The organism is Acinetobacter sp. YH12128, from assembly GCF_013418655.1.
GTDB classification, from domain to species: Bacteria; Pseudomonadota; Gammaproteobacteria; order Pseudomonadales; family Moraxellaceae; genus Acinetobacter; species Acinetobacter amyesii.
Genome location: NZ_VPBO01000003.1, coordinates 153091 through 167778 on the forward strand (window position 1 = coordinate 153091; position 14688 = coordinate 167778).

Annotated in this window: 13 protein-coding genes and 1 pseudogene; 4 read left to right on the forward strand and 10 right to left on the reverse strand. The window is 40.8% G+C overall.

Annotated elements, in window-relative coordinates:
• Nucleotides 1-8: 8 nt before the first annotated feature.
• Nucleotides 9-761, reverse strand: coding sequence for an electron transfer flavoprotein subunit beta/FixA family protein (locus FTU64_RS03840; protein WP_078192067.1), 753 nt, complete (start codon nucleotides 759-761; stop codon nucleotides 9-11).
• A gap of 526 nt (nucleotides 762-1287) precedes the next feature.
• Entirely contained in the window at nucleotides 1288-1893 is a 606-nt protein-coding gene (locus FTU64_RS03845) for a LysE family translocator (protein ID WP_078190404.1), read from the reverse strand.
• Between the two features lie 113 nt (nucleotides 1894-2006).
• On the opposite strand from FTU64_RS03845, the gene FTU64_RS03850 reads away from it, so the two are divergent.
• Nucleotides 2007-2501 carry an Lrp/AsnC family transcriptional regulator gene (locus tag FTU64_RS03850; protein WP_078190405.1) on the forward strand — a complete coding sequence of 165 codons (495 nt, stop codon included), beginning with the start codon at nucleotides 2007-2009 and terminating at the stop codon, nucleotides 2499-2501.
• 501 nt (nucleotides 2502-3002) lie between these two features.
• On the opposite strand, the gene FTU64_RS03855 is transcribed toward FTU64_RS03850, so the two are convergent.
• The 7 genes from FTU64_RS03855 to FTU64_RS03885 all read right to left on the reverse strand — a co-directional run bounded on the left by FTU64_RS03855 (nucleotide 3003) and on the right by FTU64_RS03885 (nucleotide 9654).
• Nucleotides 3003-3374, reverse strand: coding sequence for a hypothetical protein (locus FTU64_RS03855; protein WP_218945805.1), 372 nt, complete (start codon nucleotides 3372-3374; stop codon nucleotides 3003-3005).
• 281 nt (nucleotides 3375-3655) lie between these two features.
• The gene (locus FTU64_RS03860) at nucleotides 3656-4579 is read right to left on the reverse strand and encodes a tyrosine recombinase XerC (RefSeq protein ID WP_180059251.1); all 924 of its coding nucleotides are present in this window, start codon (nucleotides 4577-4579) and stop codon (nucleotides 3656-3658) included.
• Nucleotides 4580-4650: 71 nt separating this feature from the next.
• Nucleotides 4651-5484, reverse strand: coding sequence for an enhanced serine sensitivity protein SseB C-terminal domain-containing protein (locus FTU64_RS03865; RefSeq protein WP_168378269.1), 834 nt, complete (start codon nucleotides 5482-5484; stop codon nucleotides 4651-4653).
• An 84-nt stretch (nucleotides 5485-5568) separates the two neighbouring features.
• Nucleotides 5569-6414, reverse strand: coding sequence for a diaminopimelate epimerase (dapF, locus tag FTU64_RS03870; protein WP_180059252.1), 846 nt, complete (start codon nucleotides 6412-6414; stop codon nucleotides 5569-5571).
• Nucleotides 6415-6427: 13 nt separating this feature from the next.
• Nucleotides 6428-7672, reverse strand: a complete 1245-nt coding sequence (gene lysA / locus FTU64_RS03875; RefSeq protein WP_180059253.1) for a diaminopimelate decarboxylase — start codon at nucleotides 7670-7672, stop codon at nucleotides 6428-6430.
• Between the two features lie 24 nt (nucleotides 7673-7696).
• Nucleotides 7697-7906 carry a lipoprotein gene (locus tag FTU64_RS03880; RefSeq protein ID WP_373685428.1) on the reverse strand — a complete coding sequence of 70 codons (210 nt, stop codon included), beginning with the start codon at nucleotides 7904-7906 and terminating at the stop codon, nucleotides 7697-7699.
• A gap of 344 nt (nucleotides 7907-8250) precedes the next feature.
• Nucleotides 8251-9654, reverse strand: a complete 1404-nt coding sequence (locus tag FTU64_RS03885) for an amino acid permease (RefSeq protein ID WP_078192075.1) — start codon at nucleotides 9652-9654, stop codon at nucleotides 8251-8253.
• Nucleotides 9655-9986: 332 nt separating this feature from the next.
• On the opposite strand from FTU64_RS03885, the gene FTU64_RS03890 reads away from it, so the two are divergent.
• A complete protein-coding gene (locus FTU64_RS03890; protein ID WP_180059254.1) occupies nucleotides 9987-11348 on the forward strand; it encodes a sodium:alanine symporter family protein in 1362 nt (453 codons plus the stop codon).
• Nucleotides 11349-11588: 240 nt separating this feature from the next.
• Here the strand turns inward: FTU64_RS03890 and FTU64_RS03895 are convergent.
• Nucleotides 11589-11945 (reverse strand): annotated as a pseudogene (locus FTU64_RS03895) (hypothetical protein); the annotation flags it as partial.
• Between the two features lie 185 nt (nucleotides 11946-12130).
• Here FTU64_RS03895 and radA point away from each other — a divergent pair.
• Nucleotides 12131-13519, forward strand: a complete 1389-nt coding sequence (gene radA, locus FTU64_RS03900; RefSeq protein WP_180003350.1) for a DNA repair protein RadA — start codon at nucleotides 12131-12133, stop codon at nucleotides 13517-13519.
• Nucleotides 13520-13642: 123 nt separating this feature from the next.
• The gene (locus tag FTU64_RS03905) at nucleotides 13643-14644 is read left to right on the forward strand and encodes a Tim44 domain-containing protein (protein ID WP_180059255.1); all 1002 of its coding nucleotides are present in this window, start codon (nucleotides 13643-13645) and stop codon (nucleotides 14642-14644) included.
• Nucleotides 14645-14688 lie beyond the last annotated feature (44 nt).

Genomic DNA, 14688 nt, shown 5'->3' on the forward strand with positions numbered 1-14688 from the left:
CTTCTGTATTAGATCACTTTCGCTTCGTTTTTCAATTTATCTACAAGCTCGTCTACAGACTTCACTTGTACGCCCGCTTTACGTTCTGCAGGAGCTTCAACTTTAACAGTTTTAAGCTTAGTTGCAGGTGAAACGCCATAATCAGCAGGTGACTTAGTATCAAGCGGCTTTTTACGCGCTTTCATAATGTTTGGAAGAGCAGCATAACGTGGCTCATTCAAACGTAAGTCAGTTGTAATAATTGCTGGAAGTGCAAGTTCAACAGTTTGTAAACCACCATCGATTTCACGAGTCACTTGTACTTTATCGCCTTCAACTTTCACTTCAGAAGCGAAAGTACCTTGGCCAGCACCTAAAAGCGCGCCAAGCATCTGACCAACTTGGTTAGAGTCATCATCAATTGCTTGTTTACCAAGAAGGATCAATTGAGGTTGTTCAGCGTCTACAACACCTTTTAGGATTTTTGCAACTTCAAGTGCACCTAACTGGCTGTCGTCAGCTTCAACAAGGATACCGCGGTCTGCACCAAGCGCCATAGAAGAACGGATTTGTTCTTGAGCTTCTTTAGGACCAATAGAAACAACAACGATTTCTGAAACAGTTCCTTTTTCTTTTAAACGAACCGCTTCTTCCACTGCGATTTCACAGAACGGGTTAATTGACATTTTAACGTTCGTTAAGTCAACACCACTGTTGTCCGGCTTAACGCGAACTTTAACGTTGGCATCAACCACACGTTTTACAGCAACAAGAGCCTTCATGTAATCCTCGGCTGTTTTAGCAAATGTAAATGTTGAGAAAAGTTATATTAACTCTTCACTTTAAATTTTTTAGGTGCCCTATCTTGCAATGTGTACGGCATTTCGGTCAAGTCACAATTATCGAAAGACCTGTAAAAAAGCGTAATTTCCTTGAACTTATCGTTCACATTTTTTAAAGAATGGTTCAGTTATCCAAAAAAACGCATTATTCAGTTATTTCTTAAGCATTGATTTTTATTATTTTTTTACTTGATTTAGCTCATCAAAAGATCTGATTTAATATCAATTTTCGATCAATCTTTCTGAAATAGAGCTTTCCCTCTACACATTCGGCAACATATCTAAACTTGTCATTTAAGATAGAAGCATAATGAATTTAGTGCTGATTTCACTTTTCTGAAGCTAATTGGCGTGTTTTTCTCCATTTATCATTCTTAATATCTGTCAAAAGTCAGCACATATAAAAAACCTTCGCTTTCACGAAGGTTTTAGTTAAGGCATTTATTTCTATTTACATTTGCTGTTTTTAATTGGCAATTAACCACGTCGCAGCAAGAGCCAATAAACCGCCTGATGTACCATCGATCCACTTTTGTTTGCGTTCATCAATTTCAGTTTTTTGTGTAATACGTGCAAAGACCACACTTAAACTACAATACACCACAAAAATCAGCCCAATAAAAATGAAGGACAAAATCAAACCTTGACTCACGGTATTCGCTGATTTATCGATAAATTGCGGCAAAATTGCAAAATATATCAACATTCCTTTCGGGTTCAGTAAAGCCGTAAAAAAGCCTTTTTTAATCGGGTTGGACGCTGACTTTTTCTCAATACTTAATTTTTTACTGCTAAATACTGAACGCAGCAAATGCGTCGCCAAATATAAAAGATAAGCAATCCCCAACCAGCGGATTGTTTCAAACAGTAGTGGAAATGACACGATAATCGCAGCAATACCCAATGCCACCAAAATCGAGTGAACCAAGTAACCTGAACACACACCTACTGTAGCCATCATGCCTGCTTTTGCATCCTTACCCATCACTTGTGACAGGATAAAAAGCATATCGGGTCCTGGTGTGAAAATAAGGGGAATTACCGTTAAGGCAAATAAAGCAAATACAGACATTTCAATTTTCCCTTTCTATGTCCTGAAAGTGAAATTAGTATGTTTGAATCGCTTTAAAATAGGATATCAAATATTCTATAATAGATATTATTTTTAGAATTATATTCTATTTTATGAAGACATCTTCTAAGTCAATTCTAGTTAAACTGGATCGTATTGATAAAAATATCATTCGCGCACTTCAAAATAATGGTCGTATGCAAAATAATGACTTAGCCAAGGAAATTGGACTCTCTCCTTCTTCTTGTTTACGTCGGGTCAAATTACTCGAAGAAGCAGGTGTGATTCAGAATTACACCACCGTGGTCGATCCACAAAAGATTGGCTTTCAATTAATTTTGTTCTCTCGTATTTGGTTAACTGGGCAAGATGCTGAAACCATCGATACCTTTATCGAAGCTATGAAAGAACTTCCTCAAGTCATGGAGTGCTACATTATTTTGGGTGAGTGCGATGCAATGCTAAAAGTAGTGGTGCCTGACCTAGAAAGTTACCGCAAATTTCAGTCTACTCACTTAACCAAGAAAAATGGCATCACCAGTGTAAAGACTGATTTACCAAGCCAAATCATCAAACAAAGCTTCCAGTTACCGTTAGAAGATTTATAAACAGAAATTGGTCTGCCAAGGAACAACTCAAGCATCAGAAACGACGAGGCTGATACTACAAGCTTGCCAATGTAGTGACGGATTACCTTCACAGCCTCGAATGCAAATACTTAGCTATGCGGTATTTCATTATATTTTAAGCAAAGAAAAATAATGATTTGCGGCAATTGAATAGGAAATATCTAGGAGGTCTTTGAGCTCAATTGCTCAAGTAGGAAAACCATTGATTGGATTGACAGGCTCTCGCTATCAAAACTGAGCGAATTGATTACTGAACAGCAAAATGGGTTTACATTTAGAGATTTTGTTTAGCATCATAAGTTTTGCAAAGACGTCCACTAGCTTATCTCAAATGTTTATTTGAAAGCTTAAAACCAAACGAGGTAGACACTTTAACGCTCTGCTCATAAACATCACAACATGTCATGGTGCGGGTGATATAAGGGCTAAACATCCAAAACCAATGAAGATAGCCCATGAGTTGTTTATTTGACCAATGGTTTAGGCTGGCTGATTTTCCAAAAAGTCACGATGGATGTGGCTTAGGTCAATAAGTTCATACTTTGCCAAATCAAAAATACGCCAAATGGTGAGGGCATCTTCTTTACTGTCAAATTTAGCAGTTGCTTTATTGGTAAGCTGCCATTGTTTATCCGAAATCCAAATAAAGTATTGGCCCGTCGCAGCATTAAACGCCTGAACTTTACCATCGGCATTAATCCCTTGAAGCTGTGAACCTTCTGGTAATACAGCTTCTATTTCAGGCAAACCAATTTCAACAAAGTGTTTGATTTGGCGTAAGCCGTATCCTGCAAAAATTTCTTTTTGCTGACCATTTAACTGGTCATATTTTTCTTGAATATCTGAAATCATGGTATGGCCTATATATTTTTTTAACGGTACAGCAATTTAGTAAATGGCGAATTTCACTTCAGCACTTACGTCAATTCAATAATGGACAATTTTTATACCCGATAATTTGAATTTTTATAATGCGACAATAGTTCAAAATGTCGGTCAATTTTACCAATATTTTTTCACATCCTTATTTAACTTTCATGAAGCAGACCACTTTAGGATGCAAAATGTGAAATCTAACCTATAAATTTAAGCAATATTTAGACCACCACGAGCCAAAGTCGTATTTGCAATTGTTACGAATCTTTATGCTGCGCCCGTGGATGGGCTTGATCATAAACTTGTGCCAATCGATCAAAATCCACATGGGTATAAATTTGCGTGGTGGTTAAATTACTATGCCCCAACATTTCTTGTACAGCACGCAAGTCACCACTATTGGACAACATATGACTGGCGAAGCAATGACGCAATAAGTGCGGATGTAAATCGACATTTACACCTGCACGTCGAGCTTGAAATTTAACCCGATTTTCAATTTGTCTTACCCCCAGTGGATTACCTTTTTGAGTGATAAAAACTTGGGCTTCTGGGACAAAATCACCATGCCATGCAGGATATAATTGCAACCAATGCATCACAGCCTCTTTGGCTTTAGAACCAAAAGGTACAATGCGGGTTTTATTCCCTTTACCCGTAATACGTAACAGTTGGCGATTAAAATCAATATCTCGAATGGTTAAGCCCTGCACTTCAGCCAAACGTAAACCACTTGAATATAGCAGCTCCAAAATCGCTTTATCACGTATCCAAAGCTGCCGTTGAATTTCACTTTCTGGCTCAGGCTGTTCCATGATTTGTTTAATGGTTTCAATATCGACCAATCCAGGTAAAGGACGTGATTGGCGTTTGAGCTGAAAATCATCTGCAGGATTAAAATTGAGATAATCTCCTTGTTCTGCCCATTTCATAAATTGGCGTATCGAAGATAACATGCGCTGCAAACTACTTGGACTGAGCTGAAACTGTTCCACTTTATAAGCGACAAATTCACGCAGATCTGACTTTTCGACATCATGCAGTGGCAAGTTGCGTATTGTACAAAATTGGAGAAAATCACTGACATCACGCTCATACGCTTGCAATGTATGTTTAGACTGATTTTGAATTTCACGTTCCTTCAACCACATAGTCAGTAGTTGAGTCTGATCCATCGTCATCTGTCTTCTCCCATTTCAACATGTGCTTTAGCGTTGCAGTACGTTCACTAAAGCGATTTTACATATCTATTTTATGAAAAGAGTCTAGCAAAGAACCCCTTAGGCTTACCATCAACACGTTGGTAAAAAGCTTGCGTTTCATTAAGCAAATACCCTTCTACACCATCGACACTGTGCGGATTGACATGGATCAGATCCACTGGGCATTGCTCTTTTAAACTATCCTGTGTGATACGACCAATTTTACTGTGCAATTCTTGAATTTGTTGTTCAGATAATCCTGCTTCTAAATCTAATCCGATCAACAAAGTCGGTGAATCATCTCGAGCTTGATTCAGCATTTGCGCTAAATAAGCAGCTTTTACCACACGCTCTGTGCCGAAAAAAATGCTTAATTGATCAATCATAAACTGCGGATATTCCGCCGGCTGACCAATTAAAACTTCCGTATCTTCCGTAACTTCATAGTTTTCTGAGGGCTGAATATACTGCCCGTTCAGCAAATGTTGAATTTCTTCTGGTACAAAGTCCTTCGTCGCATCAGGTGATTGTGGATTCAATACAAGCCTTGCTCCTAAAGTCATTTCAAATAATGCCTTGGTTGGTAGTCGGATATACGACTCCTCTTCAGATATTGCTAAACGCATTTTTTCCAAGGACGTAAAAAATGGAATGACGCAATCATATGTTTCATCTTCCCATGATTTCAATTGAATACGGTCGCCTTCATCCAAGATCAAATCTTCGGCAATACGTGAATCACGTCCCCCTGTTGTTCCCACACAATACACATTGGCTGCCAATAACTGAGCTAAAAATTCGGGTCGATACGCGGGTTCATGTAAGGCTTTATGAAAAAGTTGTTCTAAGATTTCTTCTTTTATTTCTTCGTTTATTTGTTCCATGTTGATTCCAATCCAATTGAATTATAATTTTTTATTCACTTTTTATTTTATGAAAAAAGCCCTGAATGAATCAGGGCTTTGATTTTAACCTTGGAAGTAACTTAAATCTAAGCGTCCTTCGTAAACTGTTGCAGTTGGTCCCGTCATCCAAACCACACCACCTTCTTGCCACTCAATCTGTAGCTTACCACCTGCCAACTCAATTTCGACCGAATTGGATAATAAACCACGACGCATACCTGAAACTGCCGCTGCACAAGCACCTGTACCACAGGCCATAGTCTCACCGACACCACGTTCAAATACACGTAAGCGTGCATGTTTCTCATCTACGATTTGCATGAAGCCAGCATTTACACGCTGTGGAAAACGTTCATGCGATTCGACTTGTGGACCAATTTTAGCGACGTCTGCGGTAATAACATCAGGAACGATTGTTACTGCATGCGGATTACCCATACTCACTACATCAATGGTGAGCTGTTCATTATTCGCCAATGCAATGTCGTATAAGTTTTCAGGCTCTTCCGCAATGAATGGAATTTCATGCGGCAAAAAGCGTGGATAACCCATGTTGACACGCACCCAACCATTTGCACCCAATTCAGGCTCTACGATACCTGACTTGGTTTGTACTTTGATTTTGGTTTTGCTGGTCAACTTACGTTCATGCACAAAGCGCGCAAAACAACGTACGCCATTTCCGCATTGTTCAACTTCCGAACCATCTGCATTAAAAATACGGTATTTAAAATCGACATTGGGTAAATCAGGTGGTTCTACAATCAAAAGCTGATCAAAACCAATACCAAAATGACGGTCGGCCAAACGCTGAATCGTCACTGTATCTAAATAAGCCCGTTGGCTAATCAGATCGACCACCATAAAGTCATTGCCAAGGCCATGCATTTTGGTAAATTCTAATAACATCTCGAATTTCTCCTTAAGGCAATAAACGTTCACGTTCCCATAATGATTCGATGGTTTCACGCTCACGAATCAAATGAGACTGATCACCGTCAACCATTACTTCAGCAGCACGTCCGCGGCTGTTGTAGTTTGAGCTCATGACAAAACCATAAGCACCCGCACCCAATACTGCAAGCACGTCATTTTCTTGAATCGCCAACTGACGTTGCTTACCGAGGAAATCACCGGTTTCGCAAATCGCACCAACAACATCCCAGTCTTTCTTTTCTGTATCTGTACGAGGTGTTACTTCCTGAATATCCATCCATGCTTCATATAAAGCGGGACGGATTAAGTCATTCATTGCAGCATCAATAATCGCAAAATTACGATGATTGGTCGGTTTGAGTAAATCAACTTTGGTTAACAACACACCTGCATTTGCAGAAATACTACGCCCCGGTTCCATATACACCTTAAGGCCTAATTTTTCTAAAGCCGGACGCATTGCCTGAGCATATTCTTCAACAGTTGGTGGAACTTCGTCTTTGTAAGTCACACCTAAACCACCACCGATATCGATGTGTTTTAGCTGAATCCCCATCTCTTTCAATTGATTGATCATCACAATGACACGCTCAAGTGCATCAACAAAAGGCTGAGTTTCAGTCAACTGTGAACCGATATGGCAATCAATCCCGATAATCTCAAGATTTGGCAATGTCGCCGCATAGGCATAGGTGTCAAAAACGCTGTCTGAAGGAATACCGAATTTATTTTCTTTTAAACCCGTAGAGATATAAGGATGCGTTTTAGCATCCACATCTGGATTTACACGCAATGAAATCGGTGCTTTCTTACCCATTGCCGCAGCAACTTTTTGGATTCGATCTAGCTCTGCATGTGATTCAACGTTAAAACATGCAATACCCACGTCCAACGCTTTTTGGATATCGGCTTCAGTTTTACCCAAACCAGAGAATACAATTTTAGAAGCTTCACCACCGGCTTTTAACACACGTGCGAGTTCACCACCCGTCACGATATCAAAACCAGCGCCCTGCTTGGCAAGTACGTTTAACACCGCAAGATTAGAGTTTGACTTTACCGCAAAACAAATTTGATGGTCGATAAAGCTAAATGCACGATCCATATCTGAATAATGCTTTTCAAAAGTAGCTTTTGAATAAACATAAAGCGGTGTGCCATATTGCTGTGCAAGCTGTTGTAAAGAACATTGCTCTGCATGCAATACCCCATTCGTACGGGTGAAACTCATGAAAGTATCCTTTCTATAAAAGCATTAAGGTGTAGGGTTAGAATTTGAAGATTCCGATTCAGTTGCAACAGGAGCCGCTTGTTTTTCCTGCTTTTGCTGTGCAGGCGTATCTAGATAAATCAGATATTTTGCGCGCTTATCTGCATTTGCATCTGAAGGTAAATGCAATGCACCAGACTGACCACAAGCGGTCAGCAGCACAGCACTTGCTAATACAATAATTTTATAATTCATAAAACGATACATAAACGTACCTAATGAAAAGATTTTTCCGAGTATAACGTGATCAACCCGCGGATAAAAGAAAAGCCCTGTAATTCCAAGTGAGCTTTTTGCCATTCTGCACTAAATTTAAGCAAAATTTGATGGTGCTGTTTTCAATCCTTATTTGTCTTTATTTCTAGCTCGATCAGGCTATTGATTTCACTGAAATAGCATATCAATTTGAATGCTGTTTAATACAAATCGAAACGCTAATAAACAGTCTGTTTTAACTTAAAATAAGTCCATATCCAAATAAAAAAACTGCCCTCTCAGGAGCAGCTTTTTATGTTTTTACATCAGTTCAAAAATGTAAATTAATGGTGCTTTTTCTTATAAAAACCGAAATAGCCAATAATCAATATGATGAACCAAATCGGGCTCACCATGAGCGCTTTCATGGTATCGGCTTCTAGCGACAAGACATAAATCATGCCGATGAAGAAGATAATCACGAGCCAACAGGTATATAAACCACCCGGTAGTTTAAAGGTTGATTTCGCATGCAACTCAGGACGAGTTTTATAGTAAACGATATAACTCCAGATAATCATGAGCCATACGCAGATAAATAAAATCGTCGACAGTGTAGTTGCTAAAGTGAAGGCTTCAACCGTGTTCGGTACGAAATACTGTAATGCCGCACCCAACAGTAAACAAACTGCCGAGAAATACAACGCATTTGCCGGAACTGCACGTGAGTTTAGACGGCCAAACGCTTTTGGACCTTGCTCTTCACGAGATAAACCAAACAACATACGTGAAGTCGAGAACACACCACTATTCATCGATGACATAACTGATGACAACACAACCAAGTTCATAATAATCGCAGCAGCAGCAATACCGGCTTGGCTAAACAAGTTCACGAATGGTGAAATGCTTGGGTCAATGGCATTCCATGGCGTAACGGACATCACAATCACAAGTGCCAGCACATAGAAAATAATGATACGAATCGGAATCGAGTTCACAGCTTTAGGCAAGTTGTGTTCTGGATCTTTGGTTTCTGCTGCCGTAGTACCCACGAGTTCTACGCCGACAAAGGCAAAAATGGCGATTTGGAAACCTGCCAAGAAGCCAGTTACTCCTGTTGGGAATAGACCACCATGTGACCATAAATGTGTGAATGATGCGATTTCACCTGTCGATGAGGTAAAACCGGTAAAGATCATCCAAAGACCGACACCAATGAGCACCACGATTGCAATAATCTTAATCAGTGCAAACCAAAACTCTAATTCACCAAAAAGTTTAACCGTAACAAGGTTTAAACCCATGATAAAAACAATGGCGGCAACACTGATCATCACCCCTTCTTCGGGCGAGAACGGGTTACCTCCATTAAAGAATTGCAGGTAATAAATGATGGCCGATAAATCAGCAATCCCTATAGTGATCCAGCACAGCCAATAGGTCCAACCCACAAAATAACCTGCCCACGGGCCGATTAAGTCGGTTGCAAAATCGATAAAAGATTTATATTCAAGATTTGATAGTAATAACTCGCCTAATGCACGCATGACGAGGAAAACCATAAAACCAATAATCATATAGATAATAAGGATGGACGGACCAGCTAAACTGATGGTCTTTCCTGACCCCATAAATAAACCTGTACCAATCGCACCACCAATCGCAATCAATTGCAGGTGTCGGTTGGACAAGCTTCGTTTCAAATCGCCGCTATCAGCGTGCGATCCATGAATTTCATTTGACATTATTTAATTCAACTTCGCGTTCCAATTGCGACAAATTAACGTAAAAATTTCAGAAAATACAAAATTATTTTTCATCATCTATATTTTCGGATTAAGTGACAAAGTTAATTTATTTTTCTTATATATAAAAATCTTAGCGCCAGTTCACATTTTAAAGCGACCAATAAAACAACAATTTACTTGTAATAACTTAAATTTTATGCAAAAAATATTTTACCAACGATAAAAAATTATGCCAAAAATCATGGAAGTTTCTAACAATGGCATATCAATTGCTACAGATATCAAAAATGTAGCATTCACTCACTCTGGGCCGATAAGAAGAAGATACTATGCAAGAAATTCAAAATATCATGGAAACACTCAGTGGATGGGTCTGGGGCCCATACATGTTGGTCCTCATTGTCGGAACAGGTGTATTCCTCACCTTCCGATTACTTTTCTGGCAATTTCGCATGTTGCCTTTCGCATTCAAACAAGTCTTTGGCAAACATCCTAAAGTAGATCATCATGATGGGGACATTTCTCATTTCGCCGCACTCATGACTGCACTTTCTGCCACCATTGGTACAGGTAATATTGCTGGTGTAGCCACCGCTTGTGTACTCGGTGGACCAGGCGCAGTGTTTTGGATGTGGATGACCGCACTCTTTGGTATGGCAACCAAATATGGTGAAGGTGTACTCGCTGTAAAGTTTCGTCATAAAAATGAAAATGGTGAAATGAACGGTGGTCCGATGTATTACATCGAACGTGGACTTGGGCCTAAGTGGAAATGGTTGGCAGTGGTATTTGCCCTATTTGGTACTTTGGCATCCTTTGGTATTGGTAGTTCAGTACAGTCCAATACTGTCGCGCTTGCTGTGGAAAATAGCTTAGGGATCAGCACACTCACCACGGCTATAGTCATCACCATATTCTCTGCTCTCGTTATTTTAGGCGGCATCAAATCCATTTCTAAAGCCTCTTCATTTATTGTTCCAATCATGGCGGTAGGTTATGTATTGGGTGGCTTAATCATTATTTTCAACAACCTTGAATTAGTTGTGCCTGCACTAAAAATGATCTTTAGCTATGCATTTACGGGCGAAGCTGCTGCAGGTGGTGCGATTGGTGCTGCGATTCGTTATGGTGTAGCACGTGGTGTATTCTCTAACGAAGCAGGCATGGGCTCTGCACCTATTGCCGCTGCGGCCGCAAAAACTGACCATCCAGCACGTCAAGGTCTTGTCTCTATGACAGGTACGTTCTTAGACACCATCATTGTTTGCTCAATTACAGGTATCGTACTTGTGATGGGCTTCATCATGGCGGGACAAAGCTTTGGTGATCAAACTGGTGCTGTATTGACGATTAGTGTTTTTGACAAACTACTTCCGGGCTTCGGTGGTTGGGTCGTAACTTTCGGTATTATTTTCTTCGCTTATTCAACCATTCTGGGTTGGAGCTATTATGGTGAAAAATGCTGTACATACCTCTTAGGTGAAAAGTCAGTACTGATTTATCGCTTAATTTACATCGCATCAGTCTTTGTCGGCTGTGTCGTAACACTCGATCTCGTTTGGTTATTTGCCGATACCTTTAACGGTTTGATGGCTGCACCAAACTGTATTGCACTGTTATTGCTCTCAGGCATCATTGTAAAAGAATCGAAAGATTTTATTGAACGTCGTAAATCAGGTGAATTGTACTAATCCCCTGCTAAACAAAAAGCCACGTGAATTCACGTGGCTTTTTTATTCGGACTGAAAATCGATATTTACTTATTGAATCGTACCAATTTGACCATCATCAAATTTGTCGTTTTTCGTGTTGCTTTTATTGGCCGCTTCATCTTTTGGATCTGATTCAGCATCTTCAATAAAGCCTTCACCAAATTGGTCACCAAACTCATTTTCAGCATATTCAGAATCTACAGCACTGGCTTCCATCAGATCAGCTTCGATTTCTAGGGCAATTTCCAAGGATAAAGAAAAGAACAATACCCCCTGAATTTTCATGTTCCCTTGTTCATCTTCAAGGTATTCACTGAGAGTTTTATATGCAGGGCTGCTTTCATCAAAAGGTACGTCAAGGTATAAATCACCTGTATAGCTATCGATCAAAGACTCACCTTCTAGCCCCATACAAGGGAAATAGTCGAGATTTTGCAGGTCAAACCAGTGCATAACGTCATTACGTACCGTATTTTTCTCAGGATGTTGATGATCATATTCTTCAAAATGCACAAATAACACATCACGATTTTTTTCACGTGCAATGGCATCGATATGTCGTAATAGTTCAGTCATGTGGTGACCCATTTCAAAAAATATAATGCGCTATTATAAAGTGCTTACTATATAAAAGTGCAGCTATTGAAAATAAAACGACATCAATTGACCTTCAACAGTCATTTCATGCGATAAAAACTTGGTTTTTCGATGTATTCACCGCTATGCTGTGACTCAATTTGAGTTTGTGCACAGTAAATATTATGGCGAAAGCAAAAAGTGTCTATCGATGTGAACAATGTGGTGCTGATCATCCCAAATGGGCCGGTCAATGTACCGAATGTGGTGAATGGAATTCATTAGTCGAAGTCAATATTGCACCCGCCGTTACACACCGTGCACAGCCTAAAATGGGCGGTGGCTATGCAGGACAAGCTGCTGCTGTGACCACCTTAAATCAAGTTTCAGTTTCGCATGAAACCCGAATGGCAACAGGTATTGGTGAATTTGACCGTGTCCTCGGCGGTGGACTAGTCACAGGTTCAGTAGTGCTGATTGGTGGTGACCCCGGCATTGGTAAATCCACTATTTTGCTACAAACTGCAACCTATATGGCGGCGAGTAAAAGTTCTGCCTTATATGTCACTGGTGAGGAATCCTTGTCTCAGGTGGCGCTACGTGCCCAGCGCCTAGATTTGCCGACCGATCAACTTAAAGTCATGGCAGAAACCTGTGTCGAGCGTATTTGCGAAGTATTGGCACATGAACGCCCTGCCGTGGCCATTTTAGATTCGATCCAAACCCTATACACCGAAACACTCCAGTCTGCGCCGGGCGGTGTTTCCCAAATTCGTGAATCGGCTGCACTCCTGACCCGCTTTGCCAAAAATAGTGGCACTGCACTGTTTATTGTCGGTCACGTAACAAAAGAAGGTTCTTTGGCAGGCCCTCGCGTGCTTGAGCACATGGTCGATTGTGTTTTGTATTTTGAAGGTCAGTCTGACTCTCGCTTCCGTATGATTCGTGCGGTGAAAAACCGTTTTGGTGCGGTCAACGAGCTTGGGGTATTTGGCATGACTGATAAAGGTCTGCGTGAAGTATCAAACCCATCCGCTATTTTCCTTAGTCGTTATGATGAAGCCATTCCGGGTTCCATTGTCATGATTAGCCGTGAAGGTACACGCCCACTTTTGGTTGAAGTTCAGGCTTTGGTAGATGATGCGCACGGACAACCTCGGCGCGTGGCCTTAGGTTTAGAACAAAACCGTTTAAACATGCTTTTAGCCGTTATGCACCGTCATGGTGGCGTACAAACCGCAGGACAAGATGTCTATGTCAATGTCGTGGGTGGTTTAAAAATCACAGAAACCGGTTCTGACCTTGCGGTACTTTTAGCCTGCGCCTCTAGCTTAAGAGCTAAAGCCCTGCCACAGCATTTGGCGGTATTTGGCGAAGTTGGACTTTCAGGCGAAATCCGTCCTGTACCCAATGGACAGGAACGACTCAAAGAAGCCATTAAGCATGGCTTCAAAACCATTATTTTACCGCGTGGGAATGCACCGCAAAAACCAATTTCAGGTGTAGAGATTATTTCTGTCGCACGTTTACATGAGGCATTGAGTCAGGCAATTACGCTGACCGATGAGTCTTAGTCACGTTGAATAGTTTATTTTGAATGAATTTTCAATTTTTTACCGATGTTCTATTGAAATTCAGTACAAATGGCGGCATAACTAGATGGCTATTTTAACTTTATATAGATATAGGAAAATTTGATGGAAGTTCGACAGCGTGGTTTGATGACTGCTCTTTTAACAGCAGCCCTTTTGGTAGCGCCGATTGCAGAAGCGAAACGTGCCGGTGGTGGTAAAAGCCATGGTATGAGCCGTCAAGCTGCTCCAACTCAGTCTTATCAGCAACCTCGTCAATCTGCTCCTGTTCAACAGCCTGCAACTGCTGGCGCTCCAGCTAAATCTGGCTCGAATGTGGGCGGAATGGTTGCAGCTGGTGTGGCTGGTGCTGCAATTGGTGCAGTCGCTGCAAATGCGATGGCCGATGACAATAACGGTCAAGCAGCTTCTGAAGCGCAAGCTCAACAACAGGAAGAGAAAGGTGGTATTCCAGGCTGGATCTGGATTTTACTTGCCGCTGCTGTTGCCTTCTTCATTTTCCGTAAGATGGGCGCAAAAAAAAAACTAGCCACTAACAATCCGTATGCGCCAAACAGCGGTGCAAACAATGCACCGTTTGGCCAACAAAATGCTGCACCTCGTGCAGGCAATGACAATGCGAATATTTTTGGTAATTCTGTAGGCGGTAATTCAGCAGCTTCAAATGCTCCATTTGGTGCAGCTGCTGCAACGAACGCGCCTTTTGGTGCTGCCTATACCAACAGCGGCAATCAATTGCCTGATGGTACAGAACCAGCAACATTTTTACGTGTTGCACGTCAGCGTTTTAACCACATTCAATCGATGAATACTGCAAGCAACATTTCTGAAATTCAGCGTTACTTAACGCCTGACCTTTACCAGTCTATGTATAACGACATTATGGCGAATAAAGATGAAGACGTTGCTGAGTTTTCTAACTTAAATGCTATGGTGGTCGATTCTGCTAACGAAAATGGTCAATACGTTGTAAGTGTGCGTTTTACAGGTACGGTAAGTGAAGACTTAAATAGCCTGCCACAGCCATTTGCTGAAGTATGGCATTTTGTTAAACCTGTGGGTTCTGATCAAGACTGGTTAGTTGCAGGCATTCAACAAGAGCAATAATGTAGAGAATTAAGCATTCTTGCATTCTAAAATAGCGACTCCGG